Annotated in this window: 15 protein-coding genes; 13 read left to right on the top strand and 2 right to left on the bottom strand. The window is 62.8% G+C overall.

All coding sequences use genetic code 11. The annotated features are described in order from the left end of the window. Nucleotides 1–22: 22 nt before the first annotated feature. The 10 genes from atpB to NCS00_RS14030 all read left to right on the top strand — a co-directional run bounded on the left by atpB (nt 23) and on the right by NCS00_RS14030 (nt 10,453). Nucleotides 23–874 (top strand): F0F1 ATP synthase subunit A, encoded by an 852-nt coding sequence (gene atpB / locus NCS00_RS14075; RefSeq protein ID WP_008352455.1) that lies wholly within the window; start codon nt 23–25, stop codon nt 872–874. A gap of 89 nt (nt 875–963) precedes the next feature. Next, on the top strand, nt 964–1,233 hold the full coding sequence (atpE, locus tag NCS00_RS14070; protein ID WP_007180033.1) for a F0F1 ATP synthase subunit C: 270 nt from the start codon (nt 964–966) through the stop codon (nt 1,231–1,233). A 133-nt stretch (nt 1,234–1,366) separates the two neighbouring features. Next, nucleotides 1,367–1,837: a F0F1 ATP synthase subunit B gene (locus NCS00_RS14065; RefSeq protein ID WP_008352476.1), complete on the top strand. Its 471-nt coding sequence runs from the start codon at nt 1,367–1,369 to the stop codon at nt 1,835–1,837. Nucleotides 1,838–1,839: 2 nt separating this feature from the next. Next, nucleotides 1,840–2,382, top strand: a complete 543-nt coding sequence (locus tag NCS00_RS14060; protein ID WP_034472325.1) for a F0F1 ATP synthase subunit delta — start codon at nt 1,840–1,842, stop codon at nt 2,380–2,382. A gap of 70 nt (nt 2,383–2,452) precedes the next feature. After that, nucleotides 2,453–3,994, top strand: a complete 1,542-nt coding sequence (atpA, locus tag NCS00_RS14055; protein WP_008352478.1) for a F0F1 ATP synthase subunit alpha — start codon at nt 2,453–2,455, stop codon at nt 3,992–3,994. Nucleotides 3,995–4,058: 64 nt separating this feature from the next. Further along, the gene (atpG, locus tag NCS00_RS14050) at nt 4,059–4,943 is read left to right on the top strand and encodes a F0F1 ATP synthase subunit gamma (RefSeq protein WP_175979661.1); all 885 of its coding nucleotides are present in this window, start codon (nt 4,059–4,061) and stop codon (nt 4,941–4,943) included. A gap of 38 nt (nt 4,944–4,981) precedes the next feature. Then, the gene (atpD, locus tag NCS00_RS14045) at nt 4,982–6,376 is read left to right on the top strand and encodes a F0F1 ATP synthase subunit beta (RefSeq protein ID WP_033536458.1); all 1,395 of its coding nucleotides are present in this window, start codon (nt 4,982–4,984) and stop codon (nt 6,374–6,376) included. Between the two features lie 77 nt (nt 6,377–6,453). Then, complete coding sequence (locus tag NCS00_RS14040) at nt 6,454–6,879, top strand: F0F1 ATP synthase subunit epsilon (protein WP_008352481.1); 426 nt, start codon at nt 6,454–6,456, stop codon at nt 6,877–6,879. A gap of 279 nt (nt 6,880–7,158) precedes the next feature. Continuing rightward, nucleotides 7,159–8,889: an AMP-binding protein gene (locus NCS00_RS14035; protein WP_250435345.1), complete on the top strand. Its 1,731-nt coding sequence runs from the start codon at nt 7,159–7,161 to the stop codon at nt 8,887–8,889. Nucleotides 8,890–9,505: 616 nt separating this feature from the next. Continuing rightward, entirely contained in the window at nt 9,506–10,453 is a 948-nt protein-coding gene (locus tag NCS00_RS14030; protein ID WP_250440311.1) for an alpha/beta hydrolase, read from the top strand. A 3-nt stretch (nt 10,454–10,456) separates the two neighbouring features. Here NCS00_RS14030 and NCS00_RS14025 read toward each other — a convergent pair whose 3' ends face one another. Continuing rightward, nucleotides 10,457–11,302 carry a transporter substrate-binding domain-containing protein gene (locus NCS00_RS14025; protein WP_250440310.1) on the bottom strand — a complete coding sequence of 282 codons (846 nt, stop codon included), beginning with the start codon at nt 11,300–11,302 and terminating at the stop codon, nt 10,457–10,459. 182 nt (nt 11,303–11,484) lie between these two features. Here NCS00_RS14025 and hemE point away from each other — a divergent pair, with 182 nt between their 5' ends. Together hemE and NCS00_RS14015 are read left to right on the top strand one after the other, a co-directional pair. Beyond that, nucleotides 11,485–12,582, top strand: a complete 1,098-nt coding sequence (gene hemE / locus NCS00_RS14020) for a uroporphyrinogen decarboxylase (protein WP_175979658.1) — start codon at nt 11,485–11,487, stop codon at nt 12,580–12,582. Nucleotides 12,583–13,043: 461 nt separating this feature from the next. Further along, entirely contained in the window at nt 13,044–15,290 is a 2,247-nt protein-coding gene (locus NCS00_RS14015; protein ID WP_250440309.1) for a primosomal protein N', read from the top strand. 1 nt (nt 15,291) lies between these two features. Here NCS00_RS14015 and NCS00_RS14010 read toward each other — a convergent pair whose 3' ends face one another. After that, nucleotides 15,292–15,447, bottom strand: coding sequence for a hypothetical protein (locus NCS00_RS14010; protein WP_160172900.1), 156 nt, complete (start codon nt 15,445–15,447; stop codon nt 15,292–15,294). A 314-nt stretch (nt 15,448–15,761) separates the two neighbouring features. Here NCS00_RS14010 and putA point away from each other — a divergent pair, with 314 nt between their 5' ends. Next, entirely contained in the window at nt 15,762–19,688 is a 3,927-nt protein-coding gene (gene putA, locus NCS00_RS14005) for a trifunctional transcriptional regulator/proline dehydrogenase/L-glutamate gamma-semialdehyde dehydrogenase (protein WP_250440308.1), read from the top strand. Nucleotides 19,689–19,735 lie beyond the last annotated feature (47 nt).

Raw genomic sequence — 19,735 nt, 5'->3', positions numbered from 1 at the left:
CAATTTGGGTGGCTTTAACGATATGGCAGCTAGCGAAGGAACGCACGCTCTGGATCCGTCCGAGTACATTGCGCACCACTTGCAGAATCTTTCCACGCACGCACAGACGTCGATCTTCGACATCCACGTCTGGAATCTCGACACGCTGTTCTGGTCGATCGTGTGCGGTGTCATCACCATCGTCATTCTCGGTCTTGCTGCACGCAAGGCGACGTCCGGTGTTCCCGGCCGTTTCCAGTGCGCCATCGAGATGCTGGTCGAAATGGTCGAAGACCAGTCGAAGTCGATGATCCACGGCAGCCGCCGCTTCATCGCTCCGCTCGCGCTGACCGTGTTCGTCTGGGTCGCCCTGATGAACTCGCTCGACTTCATCCCCGTGGATCTGCCGCCGCGCATCATCGGCTGGCTCGGTCTCGAAAACGTCCTTCCGCATCATCGCATCGTTCCGACGGCTGACCTCAACGGCACCATCGGTATCGCGCTCGGCGTGTTCGTGCTGATGATCTACTACAACTTCAAGATCAAGGGCGCTGGCGGCTTCGTGCACGAACTGCTGTCGGCTCCGTTCGGCGCGCATCCGCTGCTGTGGATTCCGAACCTCGCGCTGAACATCATCGAGTTCGTCGCCAAGACGGTGTCGCTCGGCATGCGGCTGTTCGGCAACATGTACGCCGGCGAACTGCTGTTCCTGCTGATCGCCCTTCTGGGCAGCATGTGGACGTTCGGTGCGGACGCTTCCGTGCTCGGCTTCATCGGCCACGTGGTCGCGGGCACGGTTTGGGCGATCTTCCACATTCTGATCGTGCTGTTGCAGGCGTTCATTTTCATGATGCTGACGCTGGTGTACATCGGCCAGGCGCATGACTCGCACTGACGCGTTGCGGCACGTTCCGGAATCGTTCAGGTTTTAGGTTTTCGTTTTTTATAAATCCAGTTCCAAAGTCTTTAATCAAAGGAGTGATCATGCAAGCTTTCATCGCCAACATCCAAGGTCTGACCGCCATCGGTATCGGCATCATCATCGGCCTGGGTGCAATCGGCGCCTGTATCGGTATCGGTCTGATGGGCGGCAAGTACATCGAAGCATGCGCCCGCCAGCCGGAACTGATGAACCCGCTGCAGACCAAGATGTTCCTGCTGGCTGGTCTGATCGACGCGGCGTTCCTGATCGGCGTTGGTGTGGCAATGCTGTTTGCGTTCGCGAACCCGCTGCTCTCGAAGCTCGCAGGCTGAGGTTCCTCGGAAGTGTGCGTCTGACTTTTTAAAGACGCTGAACGGAACGGGTGAGGCGCTGATCGAGCTCAACAAGCCGATGAGCGCCTTTTAACCGTTTCACCTCCGATCAAGCAACGTTTAAGGAAACACCGTGAATCTCAACGCAACCCTGTTTGCGCAAATGGTCGTGTTTCTGATCCTCGCGTGGTTCACGATGAAGTTCGTGTGGCCGCCGTTGATCAACGCCCTCGACGAGCGCTCGAAGAAGATTGCCGACGGCCTCGCCGCCGCCGACAAGGGCAAAGCGGAACTCGAAGCTGCGCACAAGCGCGTCGACCAGGAACTCGCGCAAGCGCGCAACGACGGCCAGCAACGCATCGCCGACGCTGAAAAGCGCGCTGCCGCAGTCGCAGAAGAAATCAAGGCCAACGCTCAAGCCGAAGCCGCGCGTATCGTTGCGCAAGCCAAGGCCGACGCCGACCAGCAAATCGTGAAGGCTCGCGAAGCGCTGCGTGGCGAAGTCGCTGCGCTGGCTGTGAAAGGCGCTGAGCAGATTCTGAAGCGCGAAGTCGATCAGAAGGCACACGCCGATCTGCTGAATCAACTCAAAACCGAGCTCTGATCATGGCCGAACTTGCAACCATCGCTCGTCCTTACGCAGAAGCGCTGTTCCGCGTGGCCGAAACCGGCGATCTCGCGGGCTGGTCCACCTTCGTTGAGGAGCTGGCACAGGTTGCGCGTCTGCCCGAAGTGGAAACGGTCGCTTCGAGCCCGAAGGTGAGCCGCCAGCAAATCGTCGATCTCCTGCTCGCCGCAGTGAAGTCGCCGTTGGCCCAAAGCCAGCCTCAAGCGAAGAACTTCGTCGGCATGCTGGTCGAGAACCATCGCCTGCCGCTGCTGCCGGAAATCGCCGTCCAGTTCGACGAGCTGAAGAACGCCCGTGAAGGTGCTGCCGATGCTCACATCGTGAGCGCGTTCCCCCTCGAAGGCGAACAGTTGAACGACCTCGTTGCAAGCCTCGAACGCAAGTTCCAGCGCAAGCTGAAACCGACCGTCGAAATCGATCAGTCGCTGATCGGCGGCGTTCGCGTGACGGTTGGCGACGAAGTGCTCGATACCTCGGTCCGCGCGCGCCTCGCCAGCATGCAGACGGCTCTGACCGCTTAATTTGCGAATTAATGCGATCAACCGAGTCTGATGACTGGCACGCAACAGAATTGACTATCAGGAGCGAATAATGCAACTCAATCCCTCTGAGATCAGCGAGCTGATCAAGAGCCGGATCCAGGGCCTTGAAGCGAGCGCGGACGTTCGCAACCAGGGCACCGTGATCTCCGTGACCGACGGTATCGTGCGTATCCACGGCCTGTCGGACGTGATGCAGGGCGAAATGCTCGAATTCCCGGGCAACACCTTCGGCCTCGCGCTGAACCTCGAACGTGACTCGGTCGGCGCCGTTATTCTCGGCGAGTACGAGCACATCTCGGAAGGCGACATCGTCAAGACGACGGGCCGCATTCTGGAAGTGCCGGTCGGTCCGGAACTCGTCGGCCGTGTGGTCGACGCGCTCGGCAACCCGATCGACGGTAAAGGCCCGATCAACGCGAAGGCAACGGACGCAATCGAAAAGATCGCCCCGGGCGTGATTTGGCGTAAGTCGGTGTCGCAGCCGGTGCAGACGGGTCTGAAGTCGATCGACTCGATGGTGCCGATCGGCCGTGGCCAGCGCGAGCTGATCATCGGCGACCGTCAGTGCGGCAAGACCGCGGTGGCCGTCGACGCGATCATCAACCAGAAGGGCAAGGATCTCATCTGTATCTACGTCGCGATCGGCCAGAAGGCTTCGTCGATCATGAACGTGGTGCGCAAGCTCGAGGAAACCGGCGCGATGGCTTACACCATCGTCGTGGCGGCTTCGGCTTCGGAATCGGCCGCGATGCAGTACCTCGCGCCGTACGCCGGCTGCACGATGGGCGAATACTTCCGCGATCGCGGCCAAGATGCGCTGATCGTCTATGACGACTTGACCAAGCAGGCGTGGGCGTATCGCCAGATCTCGCTGCTGCTGCGCCGTCCGCCGGGCCGCGAAGCGTATCCCGGCGATGTGTTCTATCTGCACTCGCGTCTGCTCGAGCGTGCGGCTCGGGTCTCGGAAGAGTACGTCGAGAAGTTCACGAACGGCGAAGTGAAAGGCAAGAGCGGTTCGCTGACGGCACTGCCGGTCATCGAAACGCAAGCCGGCGACGTGACCGCATTCGTTCCGACGAACGTGATCTCGATTACCGACGGCCAGATCTTCCTGGAAACCGACCTGTTCAACGCCGGTATCCGCCCTGCTATCAACGCGGGCGTGTCGGTGTCGCGCGTCGGCGGTGCGGCTCAGACGAAGGTCATCAAGAAGCTGTCGGGCGGTATCCGTACCGACCTCGCGCAGTATCGTGAGCTCGCCGCGTTCGCGCAGTTCGCATCGGACCTCGACGAAGCCACCCGCAAGCAGCTCGAGCGCGGCCGCCGCGTGACGGAACTGCTGAAGCAGCCGCAGTATCAGCCGCTGCAAGTGTGGGAACTGGCCGTCGCGCTGTTCGCAGCCAACAACGGCTATCTGGACGATCTCGAAGTTTCGCAAGTGCTCGCATTCGAAAAGGGCATGCGCGAATTCCTGAAGACCAGCCACGGCGATCTGATTAAGCGCATCGAAGACAATAAAGACTTGTCGAAGGACGACGAAGGCGCACTGCATGCCGCGCTGAAGGACTTCAAGAAGTCGGGCGCTTATTGATCGGGATAGAGGAGCAACGCGCGATGTCACCGGACGTCGCGCGGCTTCGATCAAGGAGTAAGCAATGGCTGGAATGAAGGAAATTCGCGGCAAGATCAAGAGCGTGCAGAACACGCGCAAGATCACGAAAGCGATGGAAATGGTCGCCGCATCGAAGATGCGCCGCGCCCAGGAGCGCATGCGTTCCGCCCGTCCGTATGCCGACAAGGTCCGTTCGATCGCATCGCACATGAGCCGTGCGAACCCCGAGTATCGCCATCCGTTCATGGTCGAGAACAAGGGCGCAAAGACGGCCGGCCTGATCCTCGTCACGACCGACAAGGGTCTGTGCGGCGGCATGAACACGAACATCCTGCGTGCGTCGCTGAACAAGATCAAGGAACTCGATCAAAGCGGTGTCCAGATCGAAGCTTCGGCGATCGGCGGCAAGGGACTCGGCTTCCTGAATCGCCTGAAGGCGAAGGTCGTGTCGCAAGTCACGCAACTGGGCGACACGCCGCATCTGGAAAAGCTGATCGGCGCGATCAAGGTGCAGCTCGACCTGTATTCGGAAGGCAAGATCAACGCGGTGTACCTCGCGTACACGCGCTTCATCAACACCATGAAGCAGGAAGCGGTGATCGAGCAACTGCTGCCGTTGTCGGTGGACGACCTGGACGCGAAGGACGAAGACGGCGTCACGCCGAAGACCTCGTGGGACTACATCTACGAGCCGGACGCGCAAACCGTGGTGGACGAGCTTCTCGTGCGCTACGTCGAAGCGCTCGTCTATCAGGCGGTCGCGGAAAACATGGCGTCGGAGCAATCCGCGCGCATGGTCGCGATGAAGGCCGCGTCGGACAACGCGAAGACCGTGATCAACGAACTGCAGCTCGTCTACAACAAGAGCCGCCAGGCCGCGATTACGAAAGAATTGTCGGAAATCGTCGGCGGCGCCGCAGCGGTCTGACGGCCGCGTGAAAGAACACAGTATCTAAAGGAAATGCGATGAGTACTACTGCTTTGGTAGAAGGCAAGATCGTACAGTGCATCGGCGCCGTTATCGACGTGGAATTTCCGCGTGCGCAAATGCCGAAGATTTACGACGCGCTCATTCTGGAAGGCACCGAACTGACGCTCGAAGTCCAGCAGCAGCTGGGCGACGGCGTGGTTCGCACCATCTGTCTGGGTGCATCCGACGGCCTGCGCCGCGGCACGATGGTCAAGAACACGGGCAAGCCCATCAGCGTGCCGGTCGGCAAGCCGACGCTCGGCCGCATCATGGACGTGCTCGGCCGTCCGATCGACGAAGCGGGTCCGATCGAATCGGAAACGACGCGTTCGATCCACCAGAACGCACCTTCGTTCGACGAGCTGTCGCCGTCGACGGAACTGCTCGAAACCGGCATCAAGGTTATCGACCTGATCTGCCCGTTCGCGAAGGGCGGCAAGGTCGGTCTGTTCGGCGGTGCAGGCGTGGGCAAGACCGTGAACATGATGGAACTCATCAACAACATCGCGAAGGAGCACGGCGGTTACTCCGTGTTCGCGGGCGTTGGCGAGCGTACCCGTGAAGGGAACGACTTCTATCACGAAATGAAGGACTCGAACGTTCTCGACAAGGTCGCGCTGGTCTATGGCCAGATGAACGAGCCGCCGGGCAACCGTCTGCGCGTCGCGCTGACCGGTCTGACGATGGCCGAGCACTTCCGTGACGAAGGCCTCGACGTGCTGTTCTTCGTCGACAACATCTATCGTTTCACGCTGGCGGGTACGGAAGTGTCCGCACTGCTCGGCCGTATGCCTTCGGCAGTGGGCTATCAGCCGACGCTGGCTGAAGAAATGGGCAAGCTGCAAGAGCGCATCACGTCGACGAAGACCGGCTCGATCACGTCCGTTCAGGCCGTGTACGTCCCTGCGGATGACTTGACCGACCCGTCGCCGGCTACGACCTTCGGCCACCTGGATGCAACCGTCGTGTTGTCGCGTGACATCGCTTCGCTGGGTATCTATCCGGCAGTGGACCCGCTCGATTCGACCTCGCGTCAGATCGACCCGAACGTGATTGGCGAAGAGCACTACACGATCACGCGCGGCGTGCAGCAGACGCTGCAGCGCTACAAGGAACTGCGCGACATCATCGCGATTCTGGGCATGGACGAACTGTCGCCGGAAGACAAGCTGTCGGTTGCGCGCGCTCGTAAGATCCAGCGTTTCCTGTCGCAGCCGTTCCACGTTGCTGAAGTGTTCACGGGCTCGCCGGGCAAGTACGTGCCGCTGAAGGAAACCATCCGCGGCTTCAAGATGATCGTCGAAGGTGAGTGCGATCATCTGCCGGAGCAGGCGTTCTACATGGTCGGCACGATCGACGAAGCCTTCGAAAAGGCCAAGAAGATCCAGTAAGAGTCGGGTGTTTTTCAGGCGGACGTCCGCGCAGCGCGGGCGTCCACTCATGACACCGACGACAGGAGTCGACATACATGGCAACCATCAAGGTAGACGTCGTCAGCGCGGAAGAGCAGATCTTCTCGGGCCAGGCGAAGTTCGTCGCGCTGCCGGGCGAAGCGGGTGAACTCGGCATTCTGCCGGGTCATACGCCGCTCATCACGCGCATTCGTCCCGGTGCGGTGCGTATCGAGGCGGAAGACGGTACGGAAGAGTTCGTGTTCGTTGCCGGCGGGATTCTCGAAATCCAGCCGGGCATCGTGACCGTGCTCGCCGATACGGCCATCCGCGGCGCGGATCTCGACGAAGCGAAGGCAGAGCAGGCGAAGAAGCGCGCCGAGGAAGCGATTCAAAACAACACCTCGGAGCTCGAGTACGCGACCGCGCAAGCGGAACTCGCTTATGCGACGGCTCAACTCGCGGCGATCCAACGTCTGCGCAAGGCGCACGCAAAGCACTAAGCGCACGACGCATCGAGCAGCAGCGATCAGCAGGTCAAGAAAGCAGCCTTCGGGCTGCTTTTTTTATGCTCCTAATCGGCAAATCGCGCACGCAAATCTGCATAACGGTTATGTGGCGCTCACTCCGATTCACGTAAACGATTGATTCAGCGCATCTTTCGCCGATCGCACGAAAGCGGCATTGCGGGAAACACTCAATGCCCGCGCTCGTCCTCGCGATGCACAATGGCCTCCAATTAGCCTTCACCGGGCGGCGATTCACATTGGCGGAGACCATCGATGACAACTGAACCGACCCACGCCGGCGCGCAGATCGAACCGCGCGACGGCATTTCCTATGTTCGCGGCGCGACCGACATCCCATTGAGCGACGCGACCGTTGCGCGCTTCCTTCTCGAAACCGCTGGGAGATTCCCCGATCGCCCGGCCGTCGTGTTCCGCGAGCAGAACATCCGCTGGACGTGGCGCGAGTTCGCAAATCAGATCGACGTGCTCGCGAGCGGACTGCTCGCGCTCGGCATCGAGGCGGGTGATCGCGTCGGCATCTGGTCGCCCAACCGCATCGAATGGCTGCTCACGCAGTTCGCCACCGCGCGCATGGGCGCCACGCTCGTCAACATCAATCCGGCGTACCGGCTGGCCGAGCTCGAATATGCGCTGAACAAGGTCGGCTGCAAGGCGATCATCGCGGCCGAGCAGTTCAAGTCATCGAAATATCTGGAGATGCTGCAGACGCTCGCGCCCGAACTCGCGCATGCCGAGCCGAACGCGCTTCACGCCGGGAAGCTGCCGGAATTGCGCGCCGTGATCCGCATGGGCGAGAGCAAGACGCCCGGCATGCTCAATTTCGAGGACGTGATGCGTACCGGTCGCGAACGGCTCGACGCGACGCCGCTCGACGCAGTCGAGGCGAAGCTGAAGCCGGACGATCCGATCAACATCCAGTTCACGAGCGGCACCACGGGCAATCCGAAGGGCGCGACGCTCACACATCGGAACATCGTCAACAACGCGCGCTATATCGCAATGGCGATGCGCCTGACCGAGCAGGATTCGCTGTGCATTCCGGTGCCGCTGTATCACTGCTTCGGCATGGTCCTGGCCGTGCTCGCGTGCGTATCGACGGGCTGCACGATGGTGTTTCCCGGCGAAGCCTTCGACCCCGCCGCGACGCTCGCTGCCGTGCACGAGGAAAAATGCACGGCGCTGCATGGCGTGCCGACGATGTTCATCGCCGAACTGGACCACCCGGACTTCGGGAAGTACGATCTGAGCCGGCTGCGCACGGGCATCATGGCGGGTTCGCCGTGTCCGATCGAGACGATGAAGCGCGTCGTGTCGAAGATGCATCTCAGCGAGATCACGATCGCGTACGGCATGACTGAGACAAGCCCCGTGTCCTTCCAGAGCTCGACGACCGATCCGCTCGACAAGCGCACCACGACCGTCGGACGCATTCAGCCGCATCTGGAAGTGAAGATCGTCGATCCGCTGGGCAATATCGTGCCGGTCGGCGAAACCGGCGAGCTGTGCACGCGCGGCTATTCGGTGATGAAAGGCTACTGGGGCGACGACGCCAAGACGCGCGAGGCGATCGTCGACGGATGGATGCACACCGGCGACCTCGCGACCATCGACGCGGAAGGTTACTGCAACATCGTCGGCCGCCTGAAGGACATGCTGATTCGGGGCGGCGAGAACGTCTATCCGCGCGAAATCGAGGAATTCCTGTTCCGTCATCCGAAGGTGCAGTCGGTGCAGGTCTTCGGCGTGCCCGATCAGAAATACGGCGAGGAAGTATGCGCGTGGATCGTCGTGCGTCCCGGCGAGCAGGCGAGCGAGGAGGAAATTCGCGAGTTTTGCCAAGGACAGATCGCGCACTACAAGATTCCGCGCTACATCCGCTTCGTCGACGAACTGCCGATGACCGTCACCGGAAAGGCGCAGAAATTCGTGATGCGCGCTCGCATGATCGACGAACTGAAGATCGCCGAGGCCAAAACGGCCTGAACTTCGGCGCCGCTTCGCGGTGAAAAGACAAAGGGAGCGCTGCGGCGCTCCCTTCTGTCATTGGACGAAACGTTCGGGTGTTGAAATCCCAAAACGCAAACGTTTGTCCGGGCGAAAAAAAAGCGGGCCTGGAGCCCGCTAAAAACCACACGCTACGGGGTTAGCGCGAGGAGACCAAACGTGGGATGTGTCGAATGCCTTGCATTCGAATAACGATCCCAACACCGATGCCCCAAATGTGAGTGCTTCGGCCACAGCCTGCCATCGGATCGCGTTGTTTTCGCACGACGCGACGCAATACATCCGTGTTGAAACCGTTTCAACAGATTGTGGGCGAATTGAATCCGAGTCGCCGTAACAAAGTGTTTCAGGTTGTAACCCGCGCCCGATAAGGCTCGGAGGAAATTTTCGAGCGCGATTGTCCAGATTTCGACCGATATATTGTCTGTTATTCGGACGATTAATCCGTTCGGGATGACTTGACGCGCGATTGCAGATTTTCAAACTCGTGCGATTATTCTATTTTTTTCGCGGAAATCGAACGCCCGGACGCATGAAATCGATGCGCAAAGTGGGCCGCGCGCGCATAACGACACAAAAACCTATGGAGATACGCATGAGCATTGATGCAGCCCTGCTTCGCTATTACCGCGCCGTCGAGGACGCTTTTCCGGCTTTGCCGCCCGACGCGGATGCGCTGGCGATCCGGGAGCGCTTCAGCAAGGTCGCTCGAGCCTACGCCGGAGAGCGCGACGATGCCGTAACGGCGGAAAATATTCAGCTCGATCTCGAAGGCCGCACGCTCGCCGCCCGCATCTACAAGCCGAAAGAGGCCCGCGGCCCGCTGCCGCTGATCGTGTACTTTCACGGCGGCGGCTGGGTCGTCGGCGATATCGACACGCACGATGGCCTCGTCGCACGGCTCTCGCGCGACTCGCAATGCGCGGTGGCGAGCGTCGACTACCGGCTCGCGCCCGAGCATCCGTTTCCCGCGCCGTGCGAAGACGCGCTCGACGCGCTGCTCTGGCTCGCGGAGCACCGGTCGCGGCTCGGCTTCGCGACCGACCGGCTGGCTGTCGGCGGCGACAGCGCGGGCGCGCATCTGGCGGTTGTCGCGGCACGCGGCGCGAACGAGCGCGTCGCGGGCATCGTCGGCTTGCAACTGCTGCTTTACCCGGTCATGCGTCGCCAGTTCGAGAGCCCGAGTTGCATCGCCAATGCGAACGGTCCGGGTCTCACGAACGATGAGATGAAGTGGTACTGGACCCAGTTCCTTTCGGGTGAAACACCGCAGGCGCACGATGTGCGCGCCTTTCCGCTCTCCGAGCCGTTCGAGCGCACGCCGGCGCCCGCGATCGTCGTCGCGGCGGCGTACGATCCGCTCTATGACGACGCCGTCGAACTCGAACGCTTCCTGCAAGCGAACGGCGGCCGTGTCGAGCTGATCGACGCGCCCGACATGACGCACGGATTCGGCCGCATGCATTCACAGTCCGACGCGGCGCTCGGCTGGCTGCGCAAGATCGGCGAGCGCACCGGCGAACTCTTGCGCGCCGCGCGCTGACTGCTACTTCAGCCACTTGTCATAGACAGCCTGGAACTCGCCCGACGAACGGGCGAGATGCAGCCACTGATCGACATACTGCTGGAACGGCACGTCGCCGCGCGGCAGCAGATACGCCTTTTCGCCAAACTGGAACGGCTTGTCCGGATGCACCGAGCACAGCCCCGGATTGAGCTTCTGCTGTAGCAGCGTTTCGGATGCGTCCGTGACCATGACGTCGGCCTTGCCGTCGAGAATCTGCTTGAAGATGGTCACGTTGTCCGGATACTCGGTCAGTTGCGAGTGCGCAAAGAACTGCTTCGCGAAGCGTTCGTTCGTACCGCCCGGATTCACGATCGTCCGCACGTTCGGCTGATCGATCTGCGCGACGGTCTGATACTTCTCGACATCGTCGCAACGCACGATCGGCGTCTTGCCGTCTTCCATGTACGGCGCGGTGAAAAACGCGCGCTTCTGCCGTTCGAGCGTCGTCGAGACGCCGCCCACGGCGATATCGCATTTCGCGATGAAATCGTTCATCAGATTCGACCACGACGTCTTCACATACTCGGCCTTCGCGCCGAGCGACTTCGCAAGACTTTCCGCGAGATCGATGTCGATGCCCTCGAACTGCCCGTCCGGACGCAGGAACGAGTACGGTTTGTAATCGCCGGTCGTGCAGACGCGCAGCGTGTGGCGTGCGAGGATGTCGTCGAGGCGAGAGGGCGCGGCAACCGACGAAGGCGCGGGCGCGGCGGACTTTGCTCCGGCGACGGTGCCGGCCTGAATCGTCTGCGCGTGCGCGGCGTTCAAAAGCGAGAGCGACACCGCGAAGGCAGCGGCTGCGAGACTGACGGACGTGCGTTGCATCGATTCTCCTGGTTCTAGTTGTGTAAGCACACTGATCATAACGAGGGCTTCGCTTGCCCGAAATCCGGCCAAACGACATAGGCCGCGCGGCATGAGCCGTTCCGAATTGCCGGGCTCAGCCGGCGTAAACGTTCGACCGCTCCGGTAGAATGGACGATTCTCTGCCTTGAGCATCGAGCGACGTGGCACACACTCTTCTGAACGACACCTTCCTGCGCGCGCTCTTGCGCCAGCCGACCGACTACACGCCGATCTGGCTGATGCGCCAGGCAGGGCGCTATCTGCCGGAATACAACGCGACGCGTGCTCGCGCGGGCAGTTTTCTCGGTCTCGCGAAGAATCCGGATTACGCGACCGAAGTCACGCTTCAGCCGCTCGAACGCTTTCCGCTCGACGCCGCGATTCTCTTCTCGGACATCCTGACCGTCCCCGACGCAATGGGGCTCGGTCTGAACTTCGTGCAGGGCGAGGGGCCGCGTTTCGAGCGCACGGTGCGTACCGAAGACGATGTGAAGCGCCTTGCCGTGCCGGACATCGGCGCGACGCTTTCCTACGTCACCGACGCCGTAAGCCAGATTCGCCGCGCGCTCACCGACGCGCAAGGCCGCCAGAAGGTCCCGCTGATCGGCTTCTCCGGTAGTCCGTGGACGCTCGCGTGCTACATGGTCGAAGGCGGTGGCTCGGACGACCATCGCACGGTCAAGTCGATGGCGTATTCGCGGCCGGACCTGATGCATCGCATTCTCGAGGTCAACGCGCAAGCCGTCACCGCTTACCTGAACGCGCAGATCGAAGCGGGCGCGCAGGCCGTGATGATCTTCGATACATGGGGCGGCGCACTCGCGGATGGCGCGTATCAGCGCTTCTCGCTCGAATACATCGCGAAGGTGGTTGCCGGCCTGAAGCGCGAGCACGATGGCGCGCGCGTCCCGGTCATCACGTTCACGAAGGGCGGCGGACTCTGGATCGAGGAAATCGCGGCGACGGGCGTCGATGCGGTCGGTCTCGACTGGACCATGAATCTCGGCCGGGCGCGCGAAAAGGTCGGCTCGCGTGTAGCGCTGCAGGGGAACATCGATCCGAGCGTGTTGTTCGCGCCGCCCGCGTCGATCCGCACCGAAGCGCGCGCCGTGCTCGAAAGCTTCGGCAATTTTCCAGGCCACGTCTTCAACCTGGGCCACGGCATCTCGCAGTTCACGCCGCCGGAAAATGTCGCGGAGCTGGTCGACGAGGTTCATCGACATAGCCGCGCCATGCGCGCCGGCCAAGCCGCCCGGTAAAAGGCGTACGAAAACTTGCGTTGCGGACGCGTGCTGCAGTGCAATATCGGTGATTCGGGGCAAGTGATCAGGAGCTGGAGGGTTCTGTCCGGATCGCCCGCCTCAGGCGGCGCTCCCCGATGTCAAGACTGAACTTATGCACAATTTGTTCGCTGCGGCGCGCCATCAGACGTATGGCTTACAGCAACCAATAAGATGTCGCTATATGTGCTTCAAGCCAATGATTTTTAACGCATTTCGACGGCTTCGCCCGAAATGTGGGTTAGCGCACATAAGGGATTCGTGACATTGTTTGCGGCGATCACGGACGCACTTCTCAACAAAGTTATCCACAGGGCTGTGGAAAGCATCGGAAATCCAAAAATAATCGGCGGTTTACAGACGATTCTGATGTTTCACTTTAACTTCTCCCGCCTCGGGCGCTTGGTTCTGTCGAACCGTCTTGCGCGGGGTCCCGCGCGGTGACTGATCTATTCGTCCGCGTCGCCGTCGATCAGCCCATGCCCGTGCTGTTCGACTACCGCTATGCGCTGCCGGCCGCGCCTGCCGTCGGCATGCTGGTGCAGGTGCCGTTCGGGCGACGCGAAGTCGTCGGGTTGATCTGCGAAATCGCCCATTCAAGCGACGTGCCCGCTGCCAAACTGCGCGACATCACTTCGATTTGCGAAGGCTGCGCGCCGCTGTCGGAAAAGTGGATCGCGCTTGTCAGCTTCGCCGCCGATTACTATCAGCGCGGGCTGGGCGAAGTCGCGCTGCCGGCGCTTCCGCAGGCGTTGCGCGACGCCTCGCGCTGGGATCGCCTTTTTGCCGTCGAGCCGCGCTTTCGGATTCTCCCCGAAGGGCGCGCGCAACTCCCCGATGCTTTGCCCGCCCGCGCCAGCGCCCTCCGGCGTCTCGCCGATGCGCTCGCGGAACAGCCGTCGCTGACGTTGTCCGACGCGCGCGCGTTGCATCCGAAAGCGGGCGCGACCTTCGACGACTGGATCGCGCGCGGATGGATCGAAACGGTGACAGCGCAGATCGCCGAACCCGACGCGAGCGCGCCCATGCTGCCGACCGGCGCGGTGCCGCTGCCCTTGCTGACCGATGAACAACGCGAAGCCGTCGATGCAATTTCCGGCGCGCAAGGGTTCGCCCCGTTCCTGCTGCACGGCGTGACGGGCAGTGGCAAGACCGAGGTGTATCTGCACGCGCTCGCCGCGTTGCTCGCCGACCGGCCTGACGCGCAGGCGCTCGTCCTCGTTCCCGAAATCAATCTGACGCCGCAGTTCGAAGCGGCGTTTCGCGCGCGTTTCGCGGCGCTCGCGGACGGCTCGATCGTCACGATGCACAGCGGACTCGCCGAAGGCGAACGCGCGCGCAACTGGCTCGCGGCGCATACGGGCAGCGCGCGCATCGTGCTCGGCACGCGCCTCGCGATTCTCGCGTCGATGCCGAAGCTCGCGATCATCGTCGTCGATGAGGAACACGATCCCGCGTACAAGCAACAGGAAGGCTTGCGCTACTCCGCGCGCGATCTCGCCATCTATCGCGCGAAGCAACTGGATATTCCCGTCGTGCTCGGATCGGCGACGCCATCGCTCGAAACCTGGTGGCAGGCCGAGCAGGGCCGCTACACGCGACTCACGCTCACGCGCCGCGCCGTCGCCGAAGCGGTGCTGCCGAGCGTCCGGCTCATCGATCTGGAAGAGGAAAGACGGCGAGGCCGCGCCTCGGTCGAGGGGCTCGCGGGGCCGCTGATCGCGGCGCTGAAGACACGCGTCGAGCGCGGCGAGCAAAGCCTCGTATTCCTGAACCGGCGCGGCTATGCGCCGATCCTGTCCTGCGATGCCTGCGGCTGGGTCGCCGGTTGTCCGCGTTGCAGCGCGTATGCCGTGCTGCATAAGCCTGAGCGCGCGCTGCGTTGTCATCACTGCGGCTGGGAATCGCGCATTCCGAAGTCGTGTCCGGAATGCGGCAACATCGATATCGCGCCGATGGGCCGCGGCACGCAGCGCGTCGAGGAAACGCTCGCGAGCGTGGTGCCGGGTGCTCGCGTGCTGCGCATCGACGCCGACAGCACGCGCCGCAAAGGCAGCGCGCAGGCGCTTTTCTCCGATGTCCACGCGGGCGAAGTCGACATTCTCGTTGGCACGCAGATGATCGCGAAGGGCCATGATTTCCGGCGCGTGACGCTCGTCGGCGTGCTGAACGCGGACACCGCGCTTTTCTCCCACGACTTTCGCGCGAGCGAGCGGCTCTTCGCGCAACTGACGCAGGTGAGCGGGCGCGCCGGACGCGCGGGCTTGCCCGGCGAAGTGATGATTCAGACGCGCTATCCGCGTCACGCGCTGTATCAGGCGCTATCGCGACAGGACTACGTGGGTTTCGCCAATTCGACGCTCGCCGAACGCCGCGACGCGCGTCTGCCGCCGTTCGTCTACCAGGCGATGCTGCGCGCCGAAGGCCGCACGCTCGATGCGGCGCTGAAATTCCTCGAAGAAGCGGCGGCGGCGTTCGGACCTCTGCCCGGCGCTGAGCGCGTGACGGTCTACGACGCGGTTCCGCTCACCATCGTGAAAGTGTTCAATGTCCACCGTGCGCAACTGCTGCTCGAAAGCGCGTCGCGGGCCGCGCTGCAGGCGTCGCTGCGCGCGTGGCAGCCGGTGCTGCGCTCCCTCAAGGGCGTGCTGCGCTGGAACGTGGAAGTCGATCCGCTGGACGTCTGATTCAGATTTCGGCGCGTGGAACGTCGCTGACCGCGCGGTCGCCTTGGCCGGAAGCGTCATCGGACCGATGAACGTGCGGCGACGCGCCCCGCACGAACAACACGACGCAGACCGCGAACATCGCCCAAACGCCGGCCACCACCATCCAAGTGCTCATGCTCGTTGCTCTCCCCGAAATCGCGGAATATCGACCGCTGAAGGCGTCGCCATCGACGGCGCATGGCGTTTATAACGGCGGTGTCCGAGGATTTACTTAGGGGCCGTCTCAAAAATTCCGGATTAGGGAAACTACTAGGCACCGAGCGCCGCGCGCCATCCGGCGGTGCACCGCTCAAAGCCTTGTGCCACAAGGGTTTCATTGTGGTGCAACCCTAGCGAAAATCTCGGTTGCACCTTTTAAATCAGCGGGGTACGATTCGCCAACTTTTCAGGTCTCTGGCCGGCTGAGCACGACCGGCAAACGAAGGAAATATGGCGAGCACAACCCTAGGCGTCAAAGTCGACGATCTGCTGCGTTCCCGGCTCAAAGATGCCGCGACGCGCCTCGAACGCACTCCCCACTGGCTTATCAAGCAGGCGATCTTCGCTTATCTGGAGCGCATCGAGCATGGCCAGCTTCCGCCCGAACTGACGGGTGCGAACGGCTCGTCGGAAATGGCGGATGCACCTTCCGTCGATGGCGACGAAGACGGCGCGCCGCATCCGTTCCTCGATTTCGCGCAGAACGTGCAGCCGCAATCGGTGCTGCGCGCGGCGATCACGGCGGCGTATCGCCGGCCGGAGCCGGAGTGCGTGCCGTTCCTGATCGGTCAGGCGCGACTGCCTTCGAACGTCGCGGCCGAAACCGAAAAGCTCGCGACGAAGCTCGTCGAAGCGCTGCGCGCGAAAAGCTCGGGCGGCGGCGTCGAAGGTTTGATCCACGAATTCTCGCTGTCGAGCCAGGAAGGCGTCGCGCTGATGTGCCTCGCCGAAGCGCTCCTGCGCATTCCCGACCGCGCCACGCGCGACGCGCTGATTCGCGACAAGATCAGCAAGGGCGACTGGAAATCGCACATGGGCCAGGCGCCGTCGCTGTTCGTGAACGCGGCGACGTGGGGTTTGATGATCACCGGCAAGCTCGTCACGACGAACAGCGAAGCGGGCTTGTCGTCGGCGCTGACGCGTCTGATCGGCAAGGGCGGCGAGCCGCTGATCCGCAAGGGCGTCGACATGGCGATGCGCCTGATGGGCGAGCAGTTCGTCACCGGCGAGACGATTTCCGAAGCGCTCGCGAACAGCCGCAAGTACGAAGCGCGCGGGTTCCGCTACTCGTACGACATGCTCGGCGAGGCCGCGACGACGGAAGAAGACGCGCAGCGCTACTACGCGTCCTACGAGCAGGCGATCCACGCGATCGGCAAGGCGGCGGGCGGGCGCGGCATCTACGAAGGCCCGGGCATTTCGATCAAGCTCTCCGCGCTGCATCCGCGTTATTCGCGCTCGCAGCAGGAACGCACGATGAACGAGCTGCTGCCGCGCGTGCGCTCGCTCGCGCAACTGGCGCGCCGTTATGACATCGGCCTGAACATCGACGCCGAGGAAGCCGATCGTCTCGAAATCTCGCTCGATCTGCTCGAAGCGCTCTGTTTCGATCCGGAGCTCGCGGGCTGGAACGGCATCGGTTTCGTGGTGCAGGGTTATCAGAAGCGCTGCCCGTTCGTGATCGACTATCTGATCGATCTCGCGCGCCGCAGCCGTCATCGCCTGATGATTCGCCTCGTGAAGGGCGCGTACTGGGACACGGAAATCAAGCGCGCGCAAGTCGATGGACTCGAGGGCTATCCGGTCTATACGCGCAAGATCTACACGGACATCTCGTATCTCGCGTGCGCGAAGAAGCTGCTCGGCGCGCCGGATGCCGTCTATCCGCAATTCGCGACGCACAACGCGTTCACGCTCTCCGCGATCTATCACCTCGCCGGACAGAACTACTATCCCGGCCAGTACGAGTTCCAGTGCCTGCACGGCATGGGCGAGCCGCTCTACGAAGAAGTCACGGGCCGCGACAAGCTGAACCGTCCGTGCCGCGTGTATGCGCCGGTCGGCACGCACGAAACGCTGCTCGCGTATCTCGTGCGCCGTCTGCTGGAAAACGGCGCGAACACGTCGTTCGTGAACCGCATCGCCGATGAATCGATTCCGGTGAAGGAACTCGTGCGCGATCCGATCGACGAAGCGCAGGCGATCACGCCGCTCGGCGCGCCGCACGCGAAGATTCCGCTGCCGCGTCAGCTTTACGGCAACGAGCGCTCCAATTCGATGGGCCTCGATCTGTCGAACGAGCATCGGCTGGCTTCGCTGTCGTCGGCGTTGCTGGCGAGCGCGCATCATCCGTGGCGCGCGGAACCGATGCTCGAAGGCGGTGACATCGGCAACGGCGTCGCGCGCGATGTGCGCAATCCGTCGGATTTGCGCGATCTCGTCGGCACGGTCGTGGAAGCGTCGCCGGAACAGGTGAGCGCCGCGATCGCCAACGCGGTCGCCGCCGCGCCGATCTGGCAGGCGACGCCCGTCGAAGACCGCGCCGATTGCCTCGCGCGCGCCGCCGATCTGCTCGAAGCGCAAATGCACACGCTGATGGGCCTCGTCGTGCGCGAAGCGGGCAAGTCGCTGCCGAACGCGATCGCGGAGATTCGCGAAGCCATCGATTTCCTGCGCTACTACGCGTCGCAGATTCGCGCCGAGTTTTCGAACGATACGCATCGCCCGCTCGGTCCGGTCGTGTGTATCAGCCCGTGGAACTTCCCGCTCGCGATCTTCATGGGCCAGGTCGCCGCTGCGTTGGCCGCGGGCAACCCGGTGCTCGCGAAGCCCGCTGAACAGACGCCGCTGATCGCCGCGCAAGCCGTTCGCCTCCTGCGCGAAGCGGGCGTGCCGGCGGGCGCGGTGCAACTGCTGCCGGGCAATGGCGAGACGGTCGGCGCGGCGCTCGTCGCCGATCCACGCACGCGCGCCGTCATGTTCACCGGTTCGACGGAAGTCGCGCGCCTCATCAACAAGACGCTGTCCGAGCGCCTCGATCCGGATGGCCGCCCAATTCCGCTGATCGCCGAAACCGGCGGCCAGAACGCGATGATCGTCGATTCGTCGGCTCTCGCGGAGCAGGTCGTCGCGGACGTGCTGCAGTCGTCGTTCGATTCGGCTGGCCAGCGCTGCTCGGCGCTGCGCGTGCTGTGCCTGCAGGACGACGTCGCGGATCGCACGCTCGAGATGCTGACCGGCGCGATGAAACAGCTCGCGGTCGGCAATCCGGATCGTCTGTCGACGGATGTCGGTCCCGTCATCGACGCCGACGCGAAACGCGGCATCGACGCGCATATCGCCGGGATGCGCGACAAGGGCCGCAACGTCACGCAACTGCCGCTGCCCGACAACTGCGCGCAAGGCACGTTCGTGCCGCCGACCTTGATCGAGCTCGATAGCATCGACGAACTCAAGCGCGAAGTATTCGGCCCGGTGCTGCATGTGGTGCGTTATCGCCGTTCGAACCTTGATAAACTCCTCGACCAAATTCGCTCGACGGGTTATGGCCTCACGCTCGGCATCCATACGCGTATCGACGAAACCATCGCGCACGTGATCTCGCGGGCGCATGTCGGCAACATCTATGTGAACCGCAATGTGATCGGCGCCGTGGTCGGCGTGCAGCCGTTCGGCGGCGAAGGGCTGTCGGGCACGGGTCCGAAGGCGGGCGGCGCGCTGTATCTGCAGCGTCTGCTCGCGAAGCGCCCGACCGGTCTGCCGAAATCGCTGGCGAGCACGCTCGTCGTCGATCAGGTGGCGTCGAAGGACACGCCGACGGCCGCGCTCACCGCATTGCGCGACTGGGCGATCGGCGAACGCGATCCGCAGACGGCCGCGCGTTGCGACGGTTATCTGCAGCATGTGATGGCGGGCGCGACGGCCGTGTTGAGCGGACCGACCGGCGAACGCAACACGTACACGCTCGGCGCGCGCGGCACGGTGCTGTGCGTGGCGGCGACGGCGAGCGGCGCGCGCGCGCAACTGGCCGCCGTGCTGGCGACGGGCAACAAGGCGTTGTTCTCCGGCTCGGCGGGCGAGCAACTGGCGGCGTCGTTGCCTTCTGCGCTCAAGCCGTTCGCGATGGTCAGGAAAGCGGCGGAAGACTTCGACGCCGTCTTGTTCGAAGGCGACAGCGATGAACTGCTGTCGCTCGTGAAGGAAGTCGCGAAGCGTCCGGGACCGATCGTATCGGTGCAGGGCGTGGCTGCGGGAGCGTTCGCCGACGCTGGCCACGACGGTGAAGACTACGCGCTCGAACGTCTGCTGACGGAACGCTCGGTGAGCGTGAACACGGCGGCGGCGGGTGGCAATGCGAATTTGATGACGATCGGTTGAGACACCCCTCGAACGCTCGGTTCAAACGAATTCAAACAATCGGCAGC

Source organism: Caballeronia sp. AZ1_KS37 (assembly GCF_023631165.1).
Lineage (GTDB): Bacteria > Pseudomonadota > Gammaproteobacteria > Burkholderiales > Burkholderiaceae > Caballeronia > Caballeronia zhejiangensis.
The sequence above is the reverse complement of the archived record's forward strand: the minus strand, read 5'-3'. Positions and strand labels throughout refer to the sequence as shown.

Coding starts and splice junctions, on each gene's coding strand:
- putA (WP_250440308.1), top strand. CDS start 15,762: ATGGCGAGCACAACCCTAGGCGTCAAAGTCGACGATCTGCTGCGTTCC.
- atpA (WP_008352478.1), top strand. CDS start 2,453: ATGCAACTCAATCCCTCTGAGATCAGCGAGCTGATCAAGAGCCGGATC.
- atpD (WP_033536458.1), top strand. CDS start 4,982: ATGAGTACTACTGCTTTGGTAGAAGGCAAGATCGTACAGTGCATCGGC.
- atpB (WP_008352455.1), top strand. CDS start 23: ATGGCAGCTAGCGAAGGAACGCACGCTCTGGATCCGTCCGAGTACATT.
- NCS00_RS14040 (WP_008352481.1), top strand. CDS start 6,454: ATGGCAACCATCAAGGTAGACGTCGTCAGCGCGGAAGAGCAGATCTTC.
- NCS00_RS14010 (WP_160172900.1), bottom strand. CDS start 15,447: ATGAGCACTTGGATGGTGGTGGCCGGCGTTTGGGCGATGTTCGCGGTC.
- NCS00_RS14060 (WP_034472325.1), top strand. CDS start 1,840: ATGGCCGAACTTGCAACCATCGCTCGTCCTTACGCAGAAGCGCTGTTC.
- NCS00_RS14030 (WP_250440311.1), top strand. CDS start 9,506: ATGAGCATTGATGCAGCCCTGCTTCGCTATTACCGCGCCGTCGAGGAC.
- atpE (WP_007180033.1), top strand. CDS start 964: ATGCAAGCTTTCATCGCCAACATCCAAGGTCTGACCGCCATCGGTATC.
- NCS00_RS14025 (WP_250440310.1), bottom strand. CDS start 11,302: ATGCAACGCACGTCCGTCAGTCTCGCAGCCGCTGCCTTCGCGGTGTCG.
- atpG (WP_175979661.1), top strand. CDS start 4,059: ATGGCTGGAATGAAGGAAATTCGCGGCAAGATCAAGAGCGTGCAGAAC.
- NCS00_RS14035 (WP_250435345.1), top strand. CDS start 7,159: ATGACAACTGAACCGACCCACGCCGGCGCGCAGATCGAACCGCGCGAC.